This window comes from Kineosporia babensis, from assembly GCF_021129305.1.
Classification (GTDB): domain Bacteria; phylum Actinomycetota; class Actinomycetes; order Actinomycetales; family Kineosporiaceae; genus Kineosporia; species Kineosporia babensis.
The window spans coordinates 219,453-241,361 of sequence record NZ_JAJOMB010000014.1 but is presented as its reverse complement, the minus strand read 5'-3'; the positions used below and the strand labels follow the sequence as shown (position 1 = coordinate 241,361).

Here is a 21,909-nt window from a genome sequence, read left to right as displayed (position 1 = left end):
CCCCCCCCCCCCCCCCCTCCCCGCCCTGCTCGCCTTGCCCCACCTGCTGGACCTGCCCCACCTGCTGGACCTGCCCCACCTGCTGGACCTGCCCCACCTGCTGGACCTGCCCCACCTGCTGGACCTGCTGGGCCTGCTGGGCCGGGGAGCTTCCCGCCGTGTCTCGTGCAGGCACTACGACCTGGCTCAGCTGACCGTCCTGCTCCACGATCAGCGTCCGCAGCGCCTCGTGCCGGGCCACCACATCGCCCAGCGCCGCATCCAGCGCGGACTCGCCCAGCTCGCCCTGCAACCGCAGCACGGCCGGCACCACATACCGCGACCCAGGCCCACCCAACTGCTCGATCAGCCACAACGACTGCTGACCGAACGACACCGGCAGCACCTCGGGCCGGGGCAGATCGCCCACCCGCACGGTGCTCGACGCGGACACCAGCTCGGCCAGCCCGGCCACGGTCGGCCGATCGAAGATGTCCCGCAGGTTCAGGCCCGCCGACAACCGGGTGTTCGCCCGCGCCACCGCCCGGGCCGCCAGCAGCGAGTGGCCGCCCAACCGGAAGAAGTCATCCTCCACCGACACCTCGGAAAGCTGCAGCACCTCCCCGAACACCTCGGCCAGGGCCAGTTCCACCCGGGTCTGCGGTACTCGAGCAGCCTTACCACCGGCCTGCAGATCCGGCTGCGGCAGAGCCCGGCGGTCCAGCTTGCCGTGCGAGGTCAGCGGGAAGGTCGCGAGCACGGTGAACGTGGTCGGCACCATGTACTCCGGCAAGACCGCCGCCACCTGACGCCGCAGCTCGTCCGGCTCTACACCGCCGGTCAGGTACGCGGCGAGGTACTTCCCGCCCGCCGGGTGATCCAGCGCCACCACCGCAGCACCGCTGACCCCTGCCTGCTGCTCCAGCACCTGACGGATCTCGTCCAGCTCGATCCGGAAGCCCCGGATCTTGACCTGGTCGTCCGCCCGGCCCAGATACTCCAACTGACCGTCCGGGTTCCACCGCACCAAGTCCCCGGTCCGGTACAGCCGCTCCCCCGCGTCCGTTGCTATAAATCGTTCCGCCGTCAGGCCGCTGTGGCCGACGTACCCCTGAGCAACCTGCACACCGCCCAGGTAGAGCTCGCCGACCACGCCAGGCAGCACCGGACGTAGCCACTCGTCCAGCACCCGAGCCTGCACCTGGGCCAGCGGCTCACCGATCGGCACGACGCCGACCTCAGCCAGGATTCCGGCAACGCCCCCGCTCAGTTCGGCCCCTGCCCCAGAAGTACTGGCAGGCACAGAATTTGACCCAGCGGCACCCGGCTCAACCGGCCCCGCGGCACCCGCCTCGAACAGCCCCGTGCCGCCCGACTCAACCGGCCCAGCCTGAACCAGCCCCGCGGCACCCGTCTTGACCGGCGCCGCGTTCCAACCGGCCAACCGGAAACCCACCGCCTCGACCGCAGCCTCGGTCGGCCCGTACAGGTTCCAAGCGTCATGCCCGGCCGCGTTCAGCGCCTCAGCCACCCGCACCGGCACGAACTCGCTGCCCACGGTCAGATGCCGCACTCGCCAGCGGCTCAGCTGCGCACCCTGATCCACCAGGGCCTGAAGGTGGGTGGGGGTGAAGTCCGCGTAGGCGAACTCTTCCTGCACCAGCAACTGCCCGAGGTAGTCCAGGTCCTTGTCACCGTCGGCGCGGATCACCCGCACCGCGGCCCCGTTCACCAGCGGCCAGAAGATCTCCGGCACCGCGACATCGAAACCGACTGCGCTGCGCTGCAACACCCGGTCACCGGCGCTGAGCGGGAAGGTGCTCTGCCGCCAGCGCAGCACGTTCACGATCGCCGCGTGAGAAACCTCCACCCCCTTCGGACGACCGGTAGAGCCCGACGTGAAGACCACGTAAGCCGCGTCCTGCGGTGAAACCGGGCGGGCCAGCACCGGCGCTCCGGAGAACACCAGATCCGCCGTGGAGCAGGAGTCGACCTTGGCGAAGACCTCATCGGTGAGAACTCGCTCGACCCCGGCGAACAACTGCTCGAAGCCGGACGTGGTCACAACCAGAGCCAGCGCCGCATCCTCGACGATGGCCTGCACCCGCCCGGCCGGGTACGCGGTGTCCACCGGCACGAAGGCAGCTCCGGCCCGCACCACCGCCACCAACGCCACCACCTGCTCGAGCGAGCGAGGCAGCGCCACCGCCACCCGATCGCCGACCCGAACACCGCGCTCGACCAGCACCCGGGCCAGCACATTGGCCCGAACATCCAGCTCGGCGTAGGTCAGGCCAACACCGTTGTCTGCGACCACAGCCTGCGCCGCCGAACTCATCCCGCCCAGCAAGGCGTACAGCGTGCCCTCACCAACACTGGCGTCCAACCCGGGCAGCGCGGCATACGGTGCGATGCCATCCGCGGCAGAACCTTCTGCAGAAGGCACCACACCCGTAGCGGCCGCAGCAGTTGCGGCACCTACCTCGGAAGGCACCGCACCGGGGATGCTGGCCAGCCGGCCGGGCAACTGCGAACCCGGTACAGATTGGTCGGCGGTCCTCGCCACCGGATCCCATGCCTCGGTCAAAGCGATCTGCGCCAGCCGTGGGTTCTCGCCACCGGCAAGAACAGCCAGCACCCCGCGGAAGGCCGCCGCAAACCTCCGGGCAGCGCCCGCATCCAGCACATCCGCAGAAACCGTCAGCAGACAGTTCAGCCCACCAGCCACGTCCTCTACGTCCAGCTCCAGATCAGCCTTGGCCGCGCCCAGGCCGGCCGGGGCAACCGAGCACTCCAGCCCTTCCAGCGCCAGACCGCTGCCCACGCCACCCACGTGATGGGTCAGCAGAATCTGGTAGATCGGGTTACGGCCGCCGGAACGATCAACCCCCACCGCCCGCGTGATCTCCTCGAACGGCACGTCCTGATGCGCGAACCCGTCCAGCACCACCTGCCGGGTACGGGCCAGCAGCTCCGAGACCCGCTCAGCCGGGTCCAGCCGATGCCGCAGCGGCAGGGTGTTGACGAAATACCCCACCACATCGCCGAGCCCGTCCGCAGTACGCCCGCCGACCGGAGACCCGATCACCACATCGGGACCGGCCCCCATCCCCGCAGCCGTCAGCGCAGTAGCCGCATGCACCAGCGTGAACATGCTGATGCCCTGCGCCGAACACACCTGTCGCAGCCCCGCCACCACGTCGGCATCAATGCCGAACGTCAGGTCGATCCCCCGGTAGGTAGGCGCAGCCGGCCGCGGCCGCACCAACGAGATCGTGGACTCTTCGGGCGCTTCGTCGAGCACCCGCCGCCAGTACTCCAGCCCTTGCGCCAAGCGCGATCCCGGCTCATCCGCCGTACCCAGAACGGCCCGCTGCCAGATCGCGTAATCAGCATACTGCACCGAAATGCCCTCTGAGAACGGCACTTCGCCACGGCGTCGTGCAGCGTAGGCCTCCGAGAGGTCGGCGAACAGCGTCGGCATGGACCACTCGTCCACCGCGTGGTGGTGCATGACCAGCACCAGAACCCACGCAGAGTCCCGCACCCGCAACAGGCCGGCCCGCACGGGAATGTCCTGGGCCAGATCGAACGGCTTATGGACGAGGGCGGCCACCCGAGCGTCGACAGCTTCAGCATCGGCAGTGGTCAGGTCTTCAACCGCAAGAGCCAGCCCCGCGCGCGCCTCGTCGGCCGGGATCACAACCTGCCGGAGACGTCCAGGATTGTCGACCAGCAAGGTGCGCAGCGACTCGTGCCGAACCACCACGTCCCGCAGCGCCTCGGCCAGAGCCTCAGCATCGAGATCACCGGAAAGCCGCACCACGGCCGGGACCACGTAACGCGATCCAGGACCACCGAGCTGGTCGATCAGCCACAAGGACTGCTGGCCGAAGGACGCGGGAAGCTCAGCCGGGCGAGCGATCTCACCGATGGCGGGCAGCGTGGTGGACTGGGCCGCCTCCACGGCGCGGGCCAGACCGGCGACGGTCGGCGTGTCGAAGATGTCGCGCAGGGTGAGTTCGGCGGCGTGGGCGGCGTTCAGCAGGGCAACGGCGCGCGTGGCCAGGAGCGAATGGCCACCGACGGCGAAGAAGTCGTCCTCGGCGGTGAGGGAAACCTGCTCGGGCAGGGCCAGCACTTCGCGGAAGACCTTGGCCACCGCGAGTTCAGCCTCGGTCTCGGGAGCCCGGCCACCGGCACTGAGCGCGGACAGGTCAGGGGTGGGCAGGGCCCGGCTGTCGAGCTTGCCGTTGGCGGTGGTGGGGAAACGCTCGAGCACCGTGAAGGTGGCCGGGACCATGTAGTCGGGCAGGCGATCGGCCGCGAATGCCTTCACCTGGTCGAGTTCAAGGCCGGGCTGCGCGGTCAGGTAGGCGGCGAGGAAGTGCCCGCCGGCCGGGTGCGCCAACGCCAGCACGGCGGCGCCGGTCACCGCCGGATGGGCCTCGAGCACGGCGCGGATCTCGTCCGGCTCGATCCGGAAGCCGCGGATCTTCACCTGGTCGTCGACCCGGCCCAGGTACTCCAGCTGCCCGGACTCGTTCCAGCGCACCAGGTCACCGGTCCGGTACATCCGGGTTCCGTCGTCGGCGGCCACGAAACGCTCGGCGGTGAGCGCGAAGCGGCCGGCGTAGCCCTGCGCCAGCTGATGCCCGCCCAGGTACAGCTCACCCACCAGGCCAGGAGCCACTGGGCGCAGCCAGGCGTCGAGCACCCGGGCGCTGGTGTTGTCCAGCGGCACCCCGATCGGCACGGTGGGCGTGGCGTGCTCGGCGGCCGGGTCGAAGGTGTGGAAGGTGATCTCGCCGGTCTCGGTCGGGCCGTAGATGTTGACGACCTGGCCGGGCACCGCGGCCGAGAACGCCTGGCCCAGAGTGGTCGGGAAGGCTTCACCGGCCAGCATCGTCACGGCGAGCGAGTCCAGCCCGGCGCCGGCGTTCTCGACGAAGGCCGCGCCCATCGACGGCACGAAGTTGACCCGGTTCACGCCGTGCTCGCGCACCGCGTCCCGCAGGTAGACCGGGTCGCCGTGGCGCCCGTCGGCGGCCACGTGCAGCCGCCCGCCCGAGGTCAGCGGCCCGAAGATCTCCGGCACGGACACGTCGAAGGTGAAAGGTGTCTTCAGCAGGGCGGTCTCACCGACCGTGAACGGGAAGTTGCGTGCACCCCAGCCCAGCCGGTTGAGAATGGCCCGGTGCGGAACCTGCACACCCTTGGGCCGACCGGTGGTACCCGAGGTGAAGATGACGTACAGCGGATCTTCGGGTGTGACCGGGCGGGCCAACGCGAGCGCTTCCCCGGCCGACACGTCTGCCATTTGCAGTACTGGCCAGGAGAAATCGTCGCGGTCGGTCACGAGCACGGAAGGCGCAGCGTCCTCAAAAATGCTCTGCACCCGCTCCAAAGGATGCTGCGGATCGATTGGCACATAGGCAGCCCCGGCCCGCACCACGCCGGCTAGCGCCACCACCAGATCGACCGAGCGCGGCAGCATGACCGCCACCCGATCCCCGACCTGAACCCCGCGCTCGATCAGAGCCCGCTGCACCGCACCCGAGCGCGCATCCAGTTCGGCGTAGGTCAGGCTCTGGCCCGCGTCGTCGGTCAGCGCTACCGCGTCCGGTGTGCGGGCCACCTGCGCGGCCAGCAGGTCACCGACCGACGAGGCCGCCAGGTCGTGCGAGGCCCCGTGAGCCCACCGGTCGAGTTCCTGGACCTGGGCTTCGGTGGCCAGGTCGAGCGAACCCACCGCGTGGTGCGGCCCATCGGCGTACGCCTGCAGGACCCGGGTGAACAGCGAGACGAACAGTGCCTGCTGCCGCTCGGAGAACACCTGGTCGGCGAAAAGGAAGCGCAGCAGCAACTGTTCGCGCGGCACCACGATCACGGTCAGCGGGTAGTGCGTCGAGTCCCGCAGGCGGGTACCGACGATCGACAGCCCGGCCTGCGCGTAGGTGTTCTCCAGGCTGGAGTGATCGAAGGGATAGTTCTCGAACACCACCAGGGTGTCGAACAGCGGCGTGTGCCCGGCCAGCCGCTGCAACTGGGGCAACGGCACGTCCTGGTGCTCCAGCAGGCTCACGTTCTGCTGCTGTATCCGGCCCACCACATCGGCCAGCGTGTCAGCGCCGAAGAGCCGCACCACCGCCGGAATCGTGTTGATGAAAAGCCCGGCCGTGTCTTCGATGCCGTCGATCTCGGCCGGCCGCCCCGAGGCCGTGGTACCGAAGGTCACGCTCCCCTGACCGGTTACCGCTGCCAGCGTGATACCCCAGGCGGCCTGGACGAAGGCGTTCAGCGTGGCGCCGCTGTCCCGGGCCTGCTGCGTGAGTCGCCGCAGCAGTTCGGCGTCGAGTTCGATGTCCACCGGCACCGGGTAGGCCCGGCCGGACTGTTCGGCTGCCGCCACCAGGGTGGGCGAGTCCAGGTCGGCCAGCACCGGCAGCCACGGCGCCGGGTCCGGTTCCGGGCGCCGGGCCATCGCCCGGTGAACGGCCAGGTCCCCGCCGTGGACGGAGTTCGGGTCACGGTAGGCCTGCGCCACCGCGTGATCGAAGAGCGTGGCCGACCAGCCGTCGGCCAGGGCGTGGTGCACCGTGACGATCAGGGTGTGGCCCTCGGCCAGCGTGGCTCGGACCAGCGGGGCCGCGGTGACGTCGAAGGGCAGGGCCCGGTCCTCGTCGGCGGTCGTTTCGGCGTCGGCGTCGCTCACCCGCACGGCGAAGTCGACCTGCGCCGGGACAACGGCCACGCCAACGCCGGAGCTCGTGGTGCGGAAGGCAGAGCGCAGGGCCGGGTGTCGCTGGAATGCGCGCTGGAAGGCCGTGTTCAGGCGGTCCACGTTCAAACAGCCTTCGAACGTACGGACGGTCTGGGTCACGTAGACATCGACGGTTGCGGTGTCCGTTGCGCTGAGTTCGGAGTGGAAGAGCAGACCCTGCTGGAGCGCGCTCAGGTCCAGCACATCCGTGATCGCGCCGTAGCGGTTCTCCCACTCGGCGATGTCCTGCCGGTCGAGCCCGTCGGCAGTCAGGTCGGACGGCGAGCGCCGCGGCTGCCCGGTGCCCGCGGCGAAGGTGGCCAGGCTGTTCAGCGCGGCGATCCAGGCGTCCTTGATCTGCTGCACGGTGCTCGCGGCGACAGCGTCGGCGAAGTCGATGGAGGCGAACAGTTCAGTGCCCAGGGCGGCCGCGTTGATGTCGATCGCTGCTGGGCGCGGCAGGTCGTGCGGGGTGTGCGCATGCAGGCCCGGTGCTTCCGGGGCCGCGCCGAACACGCCCTGCGGGTCGGCGCCGAACTGCCCCAGGTAGTTGAAGCCGATCTGCGGTGCCGTCCCAGCCGGCAAACTCGCGGCCAAGAGGCCGTACCCCATCCCCCGGCCCGGCACCGCCCGCAGGTGTTCCTTCACCCGCAGCACAGCCTCGGCGGCCGCGGACGGGTCGTTCAGCGCGGCCGCCGGATCGATGTCATCGGTGGACAGGGCCACCGGGTACCAACTGGTGAACCACCCGACCGTGCGCGACAGATCGCTGCCGGGCACGAGCGTCTCTTCGCGACCATGCCCTTCCAGGCCGATCAGGACCCGCCGGTGCCCCGCCTCCTGACGGCTCGCCAGCGTCCCCACTGCGATCGTCAGAGCGCCCAGCAGCACGTCGTCGATCTCCGCCGACAGCGCCCGAGGAATGTCGGTCAGGATCGAGCGGGTCAGCTCGGCCGGCAGGGTGAGTTCGAGGCGGCCACCGGCGGCGTAGGTGTCCTGTTCCGGGTCCAGCGCCCGCTCGCCCAGCCGCGGATCCACACCGCCGACGACACTCGTCCAGTATTGGCTCTGCGCCGTGATGTCAGGGTCCGCAGCGCGCTGGGCCAGGGCCTGCGACCAGGTGGCCAGACCGGTTCCGGTGGGCAGCAGCGGCCGGTCGGCCCAGGCGTCGCGAAGGTCGTCACCGAGCAATCGCCAGGACACCCCGTCGACCACCAGGTGGTGCACCACCAGCAGCAGCCGGCCGCAACCGTCGTCGCTCGTCTCGCTGGTGAACCAGACCGCCTTCCAGAGCACCCCGCGGGCCGGGTCCAGGTCCTCGGACAGTTCTGCCGACATCGCCCGGAGCTGATCGATCCATTCAGGCTCGCTCCACCGGCCGAACACCTCGATCCGCTCGAAGGCCGCCGCCCGCGCCTGGCGTACCTCGAAACGGTTGTCCCCGGTCAGCCGCCCGGTCAGCGCCGGATGATGCCGGAGCACCCGCAACAGGATCCGGCCCAGCACCTCCTCGGTCAGCTCCGGCGGCGTGACATACGTGAACGACTGGCTGAACGACTCGAAGCCCGGCAGCCCGACCTTCGCCGCGGCAATCGGCCACAACCCCGACTCGGACTGCTCGATCAGACCAGCGGCGACGCTCTCGCCCCGGCCGTCGGCCAGCCGGGCCAGCGCAGCGATCGTGCGGGCGGTGAACACTTCGGCCGCGGTCACGGTGATGCCGGCCCGCCGTGCCCGGGACACCACCTGGATCGACAGGATGCTGTCGCCGCCGAGCCGGAAGAAGTCGTCCTCCACCGACAGCGACCGCTCCGGCGCGAACTGCAGCACCTCCCGGAACGTCTCGGCCAGCACCTGCTCGGTGCGGGTCTGCGGCTGCCGACCGCCCGCGCTGTCGGCGCCGAGGTCCGGAGCCGGTAGTGCCCGCCGTTCGAGCTTGCCGTTCGCGTTCGTCGGGAAGGAGTCCAGGAAGGTGAACGTGGTCGGGACCATGTAGTCGGGCAGGCTGACCTCGGCATGCGCCCGCAGCTGCTCGATCTCCACCTCGGCAGCCGGAATCACATAGGCAGCCAGGAATTTACCGCCCGCCGGGTGCTCCATCGCCACCACCGCAGCGGCGGCAACCGACGGGTGGGCCTCCAACACGCTGCGGATCTCGTCGAGTTCGATCCGGAAACCGCGGATCTTGACCTGGTCGTCCACCCGGCCCAGATACTCCAGCTGGCCAGAATCGTTCCAGCGCACCAGGTCACCGGAGCGGTACAGCCGCTCGCCGGTCTCGCTGAACGGGTCGGCCACGAACCGCTCGGACGTGAGCCCGTAGCGCCCGACGTAGCCGTTGGCCACCTGCACGCCGCCGAGATAGAGCTCACCCACCACCCCCGGCGCGACCGGCCGCAGCCAGGCGTCCAGAACCAGCACCCGGATGTTGGGCCCGGCGCCACCGATCGGCACCACGGAAAGTCCGCTGGCGGAGGGATCTTCGGTCAACTGCAAATAGGTGACGTCGACGGTGGTCTCGGTGGGCCCGTAGACGTTGTCGACCCGGGCTCCCGCAAAGAGCTTCAGGGCCTGGGTGGCCGCCGGGACCGGGAACGCCTCGCCGGAGACGAACACCTGCCGCAGCGAGGTGAGAGCGGCCGGATCGGGTTCCGAGGCCAGGAACCCCTGCAGCATCGAGGGCACGAAGTGGGTGACGGTGACCTGGTGGCGGCCGATCACCTCGGCCAGGTACTCCGGGTCCTTGTGCCCCTCGTCCTTGGCCACCACCACCGTGCCGCCGACCAGCAGCGGCACGAAGAACTCCCACATGCATGCGTCGAACGTGGCCGGGGTCTTCTGCAGCACCCGGTCACCCGGGCCGAACCCGTGCACGGCCACGGCCCACTCCAGCCGGTTCACGATGCCGCGGTGCGTGACCCGCACACCCTTCGGCCGGCCGGTCGTGCCGGACGTGTAGACGTAGTAGGCCGCATCATCGGGCGAGACCGGACGCGAGCGCACCGGCGCCTCGGCCCGGCCCTGGTTCATCGTCTCGGCCACCGCTGGGTCGTCGAGCAGCACCATCTCGGCCGCCAGCCCGGCCAGCCCGTCCCGCTGCGCGGTTTCCTGATTGGAGACGATCGCGGTCACCGATGCGTCGGAGAAGACGTAGTGGACGCGGTCGTCCGGGTAGGAGCGGTCAACCGGAACCCACGCCCCGCCGGCCCGGATCACGGCCGCCAGCGTGACTACCAGGTCCACCGACCGGGGCATGATCACCCCGACCGCGTCGCCCACCGCCACCCCGCGCTCGATCAGCACCTGGGCCAGGGCATTCACCCGGGCGTCGAACTCGGCCGAGGTGAGGCGAGGACCGTCGTCGCCCACCAGCACCATCGCATCGGGCATCGCCTTCGCCTGCTGCTGCAGCCACGCGTCCAAAGTTGTTTCCGGCACGTCCAGCTCGGCGCCGTTACCCCACCGCGCCAGCCGCTCACGGTCGTGGCCGGTCAGCGCGATCGGCAGTTCGCCCACCGTCGTGGCCGGATCTGTGTGCAGCACCGCCGCCAGGAACTCGGCGAACCGCTGCGCCGCATCGCTCAGGCTCCGCGCATCGATCAGCGACTCGTGACCGGCCAGTTCCAGCCGGTTTCCGTGCACTGCATCGGAGTAGACCGTCAGGTCCAGCCGCCCGACCGGCCCGGCGTTGACCGTCTCCTGCCGCCCGGCCACCGCGCCGAACCTGGCCGTGTAGTCGAACGCCTTGACGTTGATCTGCGGCAGCGCCCGGTAGTCCAGCTCACCGCCCGGCCAGGCCCGCGCCACCTGCTCCTCGGTCAGTCCCCGGTTGCGACTGACCGTGCGGACCTGCCGGGCCACGGCCTGCACCACATCCCCGAGCGCCGAACCCCCTTCGAGCTCGACCACCACGGGCAGGGTGTTCACCAGCATCCCCGGTGTGCGCAGCGCGGCCGCGTTCTCGCGCATCATCAGGGGAACGCGCACGATCAGTTCACGCCGGTTCTCGGTCAGCGCCGACGACAACCCCCACAGCGCAGTGACATACGCGGCCCAGTTCACCCGCAGCTCGCGAGCGCGGTCCTGCAGCAGCTTCCAGGTCTCGGCCGCGAGCGGGACCTGCACCTTCTGCTCGCAGATGCTGAACAGTTCTTCCGGGTTGGTCTCGGCGCCCTGGCCCAGCGGTTCGGCCTCGGCGAAGACCGACGCCCACTCCTGCGGAACTGTCTCCTGATAAGTACTTTCCGCTTCGGCTACGTCTTCCCAGCTACCGAACCAGCGCTCGGTGGGCTGCTCAGCACTGTAAAGCTCAGCCACGCGGCGGGTGAACAGCGAGAGGCCGTAGGCATCCAGCAGCAGGTGATGCGTGGTGAACGCCCACACCCAGGAATCGTCCTGCCGTCGGTACAGCACCGACTGCGAAAGCCCTTCCTCCGAAACATCCACCGGAACCTGGTAGGTCGCCCGAACGCGTCCTCTGACTGTCTCGTCGTCGGCCGGCTCCCGCACGATCTGGGTCTCGATCGAGGCCGTCCGATCGATCCACTGCCGGCCCACGCCGTCGACCTCGGTGAAGCGGGCCCTCAGTGAATCAGTTTCGCTGAACGCCTGCTGCACGGCCCGGGCCAGAGCCTCGGCGTCGATCGGCCCGTCCAGCCAGAGAAGTTGCCCGATCCGGAAGGCCGTCGCTGCCGGGAACAGACGCTGGGCCGCCCAGACCCCACGCTGCGCACGGGAAAGCGGGAAAAGTCGGCCTGACATGAGTTCTCCTCCAAGGTCGAGCAGGCTGCGTCCGGGACGCATTCAGTGGGAAGTCCGGGTTTCGCCGGTGAGCGCGGTGCGCACGGCGGCGATGACATCGGGGGCCAGGCCGAGCACGGTGACCGTGACGGCTCCGGGTTCGATGCGGTAGCGAACAACGGCTCGGTACAAGAGTTCTACGCCCTCGCGCTCCTCGGCCTCGGCGTGGATCCGGGTCAGGAGGACGGGTGGCACGGGGGTTCGCCTCAGCGCCCGGCGGCCCTTTTGGTTGTGATGACGCAAGAGCGGGAACCCAGCAACGGACGGGTGGCCGCTGGCGTCGGTGGGGACGGGGGCCGTCGCGGTGAAAGGTCCGCTGCTGTCCGGCCGGAGCGCGACCTCTTCGTCCACCAGCCCGCGATATCCGGCTGTGTGCAGCGCCTTGCGCAGGGCCTCGCGAACGTCGAGGTCGTCTCGGACGGGAGCTGGGAACGCCTCACGGGAGATTTCGTCGAAGAGGCTCTCGTCCGGCTGCTCGGCCTGCTTCAGCAACTCCTGCCACTGCTCCAGCTCGGTCGTATCGGCTTGGGAACCGGCTGCCTCGACCTCCTGCAATGCCTGCGCCAGCGACGCAGTCGCCTCCTGCGGGTTGGGCACTGAACTGGCCGGCCCGACGATGCTGATCCGGTCCACCGAGGTCAACCCGATGGTCGCCACCAGCATCTGGGCCAGACGATGCACCGAAGCCCGATCAGCAGCCCCCGCATGCACGGCCAGCACCACATCAGTGCCGCCCTCCGCCTGCGGCGCGTACGCCAGCGCCGCCGGCCTGCCTTGGGTGATGTCCACCTGCTGCGCCGCTGCCTTCCGCAGTCCGTCCAGCTCGGCGGCAACAACCACCGGCTTCACCGCCGGCAACACCTCGGTCAGCCACAGCCGCTTGCTCACCGGCTGCAGGTTCAGCCGCAGCGCATCAGTGCGCCGGACCAGCTGAGTGAAGGCCTCGGCGATCTCCTCTACCGGCAGCGAGCTCTCGAAGCGCTCGGTGTACACCCAGGCGTTGGGGTCAGCTCCTGACTCGCGCAACCGCTCCAGGGCCGCCGACACCGCAACCGGCACCGGCTCGTCCATAGTTGGCGTGTTCTCCGGCATCACCTGGGCCAGCGCGCCCACGGTCCGGTGCTCGAACACCTCCCGCAAGGTCAGCGGCAGCTCCTGGGCCAGCACCGTCGACACCAACCGCGCCGCGCTGATGCTGTCCCCACCCAGCCGGAAGAAGTCGTCCTGAACCGTGGGCACGCGTTCCAGCCGCAAGACCTCCCGGAACGCCTCAGCCAGCACCCGCTCGTGCTCGCTCTGCGCCGCCCGGCCACCTTCGGCCGGTGTGCTCAGTTCCGGCGCTGGCAAGGCCCCTCGATCCAGCTTTCCGTTGGGGGTGAGGGGGAATTCGTTCAGCACGGTGAAACTCGCGGGGACCAGGTAATCCGGCAACACCGCCGCCGCATGCGCCCTTAGCCCGGCTTCAACCGCACCGTGATCTTCTGCACCGAGCACCTCCTTGCCCAGCGTCCCCGCGCCCCGAGGTTCCCCGCCCCGGGCCCTCGTCACGTACGCGGCGAGGGCCAACCCTCCCGCCGGCTGCTCCCGGGCAACGACAACTGCCCCGGTCACCGCCGGATGCCTCTGCAGACAGGCCCGGACCTCCTCCGGCTCGACCCGGAAGCCCCGGATCTTCACCTGATCGTCGACGCGTCCGGCAGTCTCCAGCTCACCGAGCTCAGTCCAGCGCGCCAGGTCCCCGGTCCGATAGAGCCGCTCGCCTCGCCCGCTGAAGGGGTCTGCCACGAACCGTTCCGCTGACAACGCGCCCTTCCCGGCATACCCCTGGGCCACCTGCACCCCGCCGACGTACAGCTCCCCCACCACGCCCGGCGCCACCGGCCGCAGCCAGGCGTCCAGCACCAGCGCCCGCATCCCCGGCACCGGCCGACCGATGCCCTCGTCGCCGACCGTCGCGTCGCCGGTCACCTCGGTACTGCCGTAGAAGTTGTGCAGCCGAGCAGACGGCGCAACCCGGCGCACCGCCGCCATCGTGGCCGGCGCCAGCACCTCGCCCGAACACACCCACTGCCGCAACGACCCCAACGACTCAGCCACATTCGGCACCTGGGCCAGCACATCGGCCAGGCTCGGCACCGTCAGCAGATGCGTGACCCCGTGCTCCCGAACCGCCCGGGCCAGCGCCACCGGATCACCCGCAGCCGCTTCGCCGGCAATCACCACGGCCGTACCCGCAGCCAACGGACCCAGCAACTCCGTCGCCGCGTCCACAAACCCCACGCTGCTCTTCGCCAGCGCCCGGTCCCCCGGGCCCAGGCCCAGCACGTCCGCACCCCAGAGCAGCCGGTTCGCCACCGCCCGGTGCGACAGCACGACGCCCTTGGGCCGACCGGTGGTGCCGGACGTGAAGATCACGAACGCCGCATCATCCGGCGAAAGCCCGCGCGGGACTGCGGCCCGGTCGGCCGCCAGGCGCGTGAACGTCTGGTCCGCGCCCACCAGCAGCACCGCGCCCGAGTCCTCGACGAAGTGCTGAACCCGCTCCTGCGGATGCCCCGGATCAACCGGAACGCACACCGCTCCGGCCCGCAGCACCCCCAGCAACGCCACAACCCGCTCCACCGACCGCGGCAAGAGCACCGCCACCCGGTCGCCGACCGTCACTGCGTGCTCGGTCAGCAGCTTGGCGAAGGCCTCGACCTGGTCGTCCAGTTCCGCGAAGGTCCAACGGATCTCACCGCTCACCACCGCAAGGGATCGCGGCTCGACGCCATCCCAGATCAGTTCGTCCAAGAGCCCCTGGCCCCGGTGATCGAAGCTCTGGTCCACCAACTCGTCGCCGTCGGCGCTAGCTGGGTCCGGCGGCTCCAGAAGAGACCGCGTTGACGGGTCCCCGTCCGATCGTGAGCCACCAACGTCCAGATCGGCCAGAGCCGTCTCCGGAGCGGCCGACATCACCCGCAGCGTTTCGGTCAGCACCCGCACGAAGCGTTCAGCCGTGGCCGGGCTGAACAGGTGCGTGGCGTAGCTCAGGAATCCGGTGGCCTGATCCGCATGCTCGGTGACATACAGATCCAGGTCCGTCTTCACCGCCCCCAGCGGCACCCGCTCCAACCGCGCCTGCACCCCAGGAAGCTCCGGCTCCAGCGGCGCAGCCAGGTGCCGGTAGGTCAGCATCACCTGGAACACCGGATTACGCCCGAGCGAACGCTGCGCCCCCACCGCAGCCGCAATCTGCTCGAACGGCACCGCCTGATGCGCCAGGCCGGCCAGAACCGTCTCCCGGGCCCGATCCAGCACGTCCTGCACCAGGTCGTCGGCCCGCAGCTGATGCCGGAAGGGCAACGGATTGACGAAGTACCCCACCAGATCTTCCAGCCCGTGCGCAGCCCGGCCACCCACCGGCGACCCGATCACCACGTCGTCGCCACCGCCCAGCGCAGAGACCGTCAGCGCCACCGCAGTCTGGAACACCATGAACCCGGTCACGCCGCGCGCACTGGCCAGCTCCCGCAGCCGACGCAACACATCCGCATCCAGAGAGAACTCAAGGTCCGCGGCCGCATCCGAGCCAGCAATGCCCCCGACAGACTTTCCCGGAGCGGAAGCACCGGAACCGGCTACACCCAAGTCACTTTCAACCGCACTGACGGTGCGAACCGCGTCGATGCTGGACTCCGCCGGCGCGCCCTCCAAAGCCGCACGCCAGTAGTCCAGCCCAAGCGAGAGCCGGGAACCCGGATCCGCAGCATCACCCAGAACAGCCCGCTGCCACACCGCGTAGTCCGCATACTGCACCCGCAGAGGCGCCCAGCCCACTGCCGTACCAGCAACCCGCGCCCGGTATGCAACCGCCAGATCACCCAGCAGCGACGGCAACGACCACTCGTCCACCGCGTGGTGATGCAGCACCACCACAAAATCACGCTCGTCCGCAGCAACCCGAAACAGCCCGGCTCGCAACGGCAATTCTACGCCAAGATCGAAGTGGCTCCGGACCATCTCGGCGATCCGGGCATCCAGCAGGTCGGCAGAACTGCCGGTCAGGTTGACCACGGCCACGTCCAGCCGGGAGGCCACCTCCTCGGCCGGGACAATGACCTGCTGCAACTGACCATCCTGCTCCACGAGCAGCGTGCGCAGGGCCTCGTGCCGCCCCACCACGTCCTGCAGCGCAACGATCAGCGCTGCCTCGTTCAGATCTCCGGAGAGTCGCAGCCGCAGGGGAACCACGTAGCGAGAGGCACTTTCACCCAACTGATCGACCAGCCACATCGACTGCTGCCCGAACGACACCGCCAGCACATCCGGGCGCTCAAGGTCACCGACCTGTAACCCTTCAGCCGGACCGGAACTGGTGGCCAACTGCGCCAGCCCGGCCACCGTGGGCCGATCGAACACGTCACGCAGACTCAGCTCGATGCCAAGGCGAGCATTGGCCAGGGCCACCAGGTGCGTGGCCAGCAGCGAATGCCCGCCCAGCCGGAAGAAGTCCTCGTCCAGCGAGGGATCGTGCTCCAGATGCAGAACCTCGCGGAACACCCTGGCCAGAGCACGTTCCGAGTCCGTTGAGGCGCTCCGGCCCTCAGCCTCGCCAAGCCCGACCGCAGGCATGGGCAGGGCCCGCAGATCCAGCTTCCCGTTCGGCGTGATCGGGAACGTATCGAGCACGGTGAACGAGGCGGGCACCATGTAGCCGGGAAGAAGATCAGACACGTGGTGGCGCAGATCGTCGGGCGATGTGGCCGAGCGGGTGGTCACGTAGGCGGCGAGGAACTTGCCTCCGGCCGGATGGTCGAGTGCGCGAACGGCAGCTCCCGAGACCGCCGGATGCCGTTGCAGCGCAGCGCGAATCTCGGACGGCTCGATCCGGAAGCCGCGGATCTTCACCTGGTCATCGACGCGGCCCACGAAGTCCAGAACACCATCGAACCGCGTACGGACGAGGTCCCCGGTCCGGTACAGACGCTCGCCCGAGTCGGTGGCCGGGTCGGCGACGAACCGTTCGGCGCTCAGCGCACCGCGCCGAGCGTACCCGTCGGCCAACTGCAGCCCGCCGACGTACAACTCGCCCACGACCCCGGGCGGCACCGGGCGCAGCCAGGCGTCAAGCACCTGCAGTCGGACGCCGGGCACCGGCCCGCCAATGCCTGCGCTCACAGCACCGGCCGTGGCATCGCCGGTGACCTCGGTGGAACCGTAGAAATTGTGCAGCGTCGCCTGCGGCGCAGCCTGAGCCATCGCCTCGGCCGTCGCCGGCGACAGCACCTCGCCCGAGCACACCCAGTGCCGCAGCGAACCCAGCGACTCGGGCAGGCGGGTCAGCGCGTCGGCCAGACCGGGAACCGTGAGCAGATGGGTCACGGCCTGCTGCTGGATCAGCCCGGCCAGGGCTACCGGATCGGTGGCCGAGCTCTCGTCGGCCACCACCACGGCCGCGCCGGAGGTGAGGGGCCCCAACAACTCCGTCACCGCGTCCACAAACCCGACGCTGCTCTTCACCAGCGCGCGGTCGCCGACCCCGAAGCCCAGTCTCTGGGCACCCCAGGCAAGCCGGTTCAGCACCGCGCGATGCGACAGCAGAACACCCTTGGGACGGCCGGTGGTACCCGAGGTGAAGATGAGGAAGGCACCGTGATCCTCAGCGGGCCGCTGGGTAGGCGCCGGCCGGAACTGCCGAGCATCGTCCACCAGCACGAGCGTGCGAGCACCAAGCTGATGAACAGCACTCGTGGCCCGATCACTCACCACGCACGCCGCATCGGCGTCTTCCAGAATCCGCTGCACTCGCTCGGCGGGATACAGCGGATCAACCGGAACACACACGGCCGAGGCCCGGAGCACGCCGAGCAGAGCAACCACCCGGGACACCGAACGCGGCAGCAGCAGAGCAACCCGTGCTCCAGCGACAACGCCGTCCGAAGCCAACTTCGCGGCGAAAGCATCAACCTGGCGGTCCAGTTCGGCGTACGTCAGATCACCCAGCACGGCCCACGCATCCGGCGTCTTCTCCACCTGAGCCCGGAACATCGCGTCCACCGAAGACCAGGGCGAATCCGTCGCAGCCAACGCAGAACTGTGCTCAGCAAGCCTCAGGGCGGCAACCGGAGTTGAAGGGTCGGCGGCGATGGCGCCCAGCACGTTCAGGAGCGTGGCGACGAAGCGTTCGGCCGTGGCACGCTCGAAAAGATCAGTCGCGTAGCTCAGGAAGGCGCTGGAACCGTCGACCGTATCAGTGACGTACAGGTCCAGATCGGTCTTCACCGCGCCCAGCGAGGCCCGGTCCATCCGCACCTCAAGCCCCGGCAGGTCCGGCTCCAGCGGAGCATCCAGCCGGCGATAGGTGAGCATCACCTGGAACAGCGGATTGCGCTCCGCCGACCGCTCAGCTCCAACAGCGGCAGCGATCTGCTCGAACGGCGCGCTCTGGTGCGAAAGCCCTTCCAGGACGGTCGCACGCGTACGCTCCAGCACGTCGCCGAGCCGGTCCCCGAAACCGATCCGGTGCCGGAACGGGAGGGTGTTCACGAAGTAGCCGACCGCGTCCTCAAGTTCGGGTTCGGACCGACCGCCCACCGGCGAGCCGAGCACCACGTCCTCGCCTCCGCCCAGGGCCGAAACCGTCAGTGCCACGGCGGCTTGCCACACCATGAAGGCAGTTGCCCCGAAGCGTTCCGCCACGGCCCGAAGACCATCAACGATGGACGCGTCAACGCCGAACTCGATGTCGGCGCCACGATGCGACGGGGTAGCTGGGTAGGGGTGATCGGCGCTGACCCGCGATTCCTCCGGTGCATCGGCCAGCGCCTGCCGCCAGTACTCCAGATCCTGAGCCAGCTGAGGCGATTCCTCGCCCCGGACCGATCGCTGCCACACCGCAAAGTCCGCGTACTGCAGCGGCGATGACGACCACTGCGGCGCAACGCCCTGCACTCGAGCCCGATAGGCCAGCGCAAGGTCGTTCAGCAGAGTGGGAAATGACCACTCGTCCACCGCATGATGATGGATCGCCAGCACCAGCGTCCGTTGCTCTGCGTTCTTCTCAAACAGACCGGCCCGCAACGGACGTTCTTCGGACAGCGAGAACCGGCGCTGAACGAAAGCCTCCAGGCCGGACGTCTCCAGCACCACATCGGAAGCCGCGGCGATCACCTGCCGCAGCCCGGCCTCGTCCTGAACAAGCAGCGTGCGCAGCACCTCGTGCCGCTCCACCAGATCCCGCACCGCCGCGCTCAGAGCAGCCTCCTCGAGCTCACCGGAGAGCTGCAGCAGGATCGGCACCACGTAGCGGCCACCCGGGCCGCCCAGCCGATCGAGCAGCCACAACGACTGCTGCCCATAGGAGACCGGCAGCACCGCGGGCCGCGGCAACTCACCCGGCCGGGCCACCTTCTCCCCGGAATCAGCACCGACCAGCGCCGCCAGCCCGGCAATGGTCGGAGCATCGAAAACATCTCGCAGCACCAGGTTCTGCCCCAGTTCGGCGTTCACCCGGGCCACCACGCGGGTCGCCAGCAGCGAATGCCCGCCCAGGCGGAAGAAATCGTCGTGCACGGACAACGGCTGGTCCAAATCCAGCACCGCGCGGAAGATGCTCTCCAGCACCCGTTCGGTAGCAGTCTGCGCGGCCCGGCCCTCGAAGGTCGGCACGGAGGGCGCGGGCAAGGCGCGACGGTCCAGTTTGCCGTTCGCAGTGACGGGGAAGGCCTCCAGCCGGGTAAACGTGCTGGGCACGGCGTACTCGGGAAGCCGCGCCGCCACATGCTCGCGCAGCTCGGCCTCGTCCCACGTGGTGGCGATCACGTAGGCCGCGAGGCGCTGATCGTGCAGCACCACGGTGGCGCTGGTGACCGAGGCGTGCGATTCCAGGGCGTTGCGGACCTCTTCGAGCTCGATCCGGAAGCCGCGAATCTTCACCTGGTCATCGGCGCGCCCAACAAATTCAAGCCCACCGTCGGCCTCCAGCCGCACCAGGTCACCAGTGCGATAGAGCCTCTCTCCGTATGCCCCGGCCACGAACCTCTCGGCCGTGAGCGCACCCTGGCCGGCATACCCCTGGGCCAGCTGCGTCCCGCCGACGTAGAGCTCGCCCACCGAACCAGCCGGCACCGGGCGCAGCCACGAATCCAGCACCTGCACCCACGTACCCGGCACCGCATGGCCCAGCGACACGTCCAACGAAGCCGTGGCATCCCCGGTGACCTCGGTGGAGCCGTAAAAGTTGCGCACAGTCGCGCCCGGAGCCACGAGCCTGACCGCGGCGGCCGTGGCCGGAGACAGCACTTCGCCCGAGCAGACCCACTGCTGCAAGGAAGGCAGCTCAGCACCGGCAGCCAGAGCATCCGCCAGGCCGGGCACGGTGAGCAGGTGGGTCACCTCGAACCGAGCAATCGTCTCACTCAGGGCAAGGGCGTCCACCGCGACGTCGTCCGGCGCCACCACGATCGACGAGCCGGCCGACAGCGGCGTGAGCAGTTCCGTGACCGCATCGACAAACCCCACGCTGCTCTTCACCAGGGCCCGGTCGCCGACTCCCAGCCCGAGCAGATCCGCGCCCCAGGCCAGACGCTGCGCCACGGCCCGATGGGAGAGCACAACACCCTTGGGACGCCCGGTGGTGCCCGAAGTGAAAATGACGAACGCCTCGTCGTCCGGTTGCACGGGCCGCCGACCGGCGCGCGAGCCGCTGGGCCGTTCCCAGCCCGGTTCATCCACCAGCACCAGGCCTTCCAGCGAGCCGTGCCTGGCGGCGACCGAACGATCGCTGAGGACCACCTGGGCACCGGAGTCCGCCAGGACCTGCTGCAGCCGGGCCGTCGGATGAGCCGGGTCGAGCAGAACACAGGCGGCACCGGCCCGCAGAATCCCGAGCAGAGCAACGATCCGCTCCGGAGAACGCCCAAGCAGCAGCGCCACCCGGCCCTGCACTCCGGACAGGCCGGCTGCGAAGGCCGAGACCCGCGCATCCAACTCCGCGAACGACCACTGGACGTCGTCCACGTACAGCGCCACCGCGTCCTCTGCCAGCCCTTTGGCCAGCAGCCCTTCCAGCGAACGCCGCCCCAGCACCATGGTCTGCTCGGTAGCAGGTTCCGGCGCCGACACCAGGTCGTACAAGGGCGTTGACGCGCCCGCTCGCAACGCCCGGTCCAGGAAGGCCCCGAAGTCCGCGGCGTGCTGAGACACCTCGTCCAGCCCCAGCAGCGCCTCGTGCCCGGCCAGTTCCAGCCGCCAGCCCCGTACCGGATCGTTGTAGACCGAGAGGTCGAGCCGGCCGATCTGCCCCGGGCTCACCGTCTCCACCACACCGGACACCGCGCCGAACTGCGCGGTCCAGTCGAAGATCTTGATGTTGATCGAGGGCAGCCCGAAGTAGGACACGTCTCCCCCGGGCCAGCACCGGGCGATCTGCGCATCCTCCACATCGGCGTGCTTCTTGGCCTGGCGCAGGTTGTTGCGCACCGAGGCCACCAACTCGCCGAGCGAGATCCGGGGGCGGATCGGCACCACCACCGGCAGCACCCGCGACCGGGCCGAGGGGGTGCGCAGCAGCCCCGGCTCGTCACGCATCATGAACGGAACGCGTAGCACCAGTTCGTCGCGCTGCTCGGCCAGGCCGGTGTACAGCCCCCACAACGCAACCAGAGCATCACTCCAGCTGACCCGCAGACCGCGGGCCAACGTCCTTAAGCGGTCGTAGGCGTCCTCGGACAGCGGAACCCGCACCGGCCGATAGGAGAACGACAGCAACTGATCGATCGTCGCCCCGGACCGCTGCGGATGCTGGTCGACGTCCAGAAGCTCACGCCAGTAGCCACTATCGGCAACCGGGTCCGGACCGTCGGACAGCCGGCCGAACCATGCCTCCGGAGCCGGATCAGCCGTGTAGATCTCGGCCACCCGCCGGATGAAGAGCGTGACGCTGTAACCGTCGAGCAGCAGGTTGTCCGAGGAGAAGAACCAGGCCCACGAACCGTTGGCCCGGCGCATCAAGGACGACGCCGTGGCCAGCTCGGGAGCCTGGAACTCATGGAACGTGGAGCGGGCCAGCTCGCGGATCTCGTCGTCGCTGCGCGGCTCGTTGAGAACCGTGGTGTTCAGCTCCGCCGAACCGTCCACGCGCTGGAACGGCATGCCGTCAAAATCACCGAAACAAGCTTTAAGCGCGTCTGTCTCGGTGAATGCCTGGCTGACCGCGGAGGCGAACGCCACGGTGTCGACCTGACCGTCCAGCCAGGTGATCTCCCCGGCCCGAAACGCGGCCGTGCCGGGGAACAGTCGTTGAGCGGCCCAGATGCCCCTTTGTCCCGGGGACAGTGCCACCCGCTCTTCCGCTGTCACCGCGACGTCCGTCCTCTCACGTTCTC

General features: G+C 69.4%; 2 protein-coding genes. Both read right to left on the bottom strand.

Annotation, left to right across the window (positions count from 1 at the left end):
- The coding region (locus LR394_RS24705) for a non-ribosomal peptide synthetase (RefSeq protein WP_231446370.1) at nt 1-11,503 on the bottom strand (11,503 nt) is incomplete at its 3' end.
- A 42-nt stretch (nt 11,504-11,545) separates the two neighbouring features.
- Nucleotides 11,546-21,883 carry a non-ribosomal peptide synthetase gene (locus LR394_RS43165; RefSeq protein WP_231446369.1) on the bottom strand — a complete coding sequence of 3,446 codons (10,338 nt, stop codon included), beginning with the start codon at nt 21,881-21,883 and terminating at the stop codon, nt 11,546-11,548.
- Nucleotides 21,884-21,909: the final 26 nt, after the last annotated feature.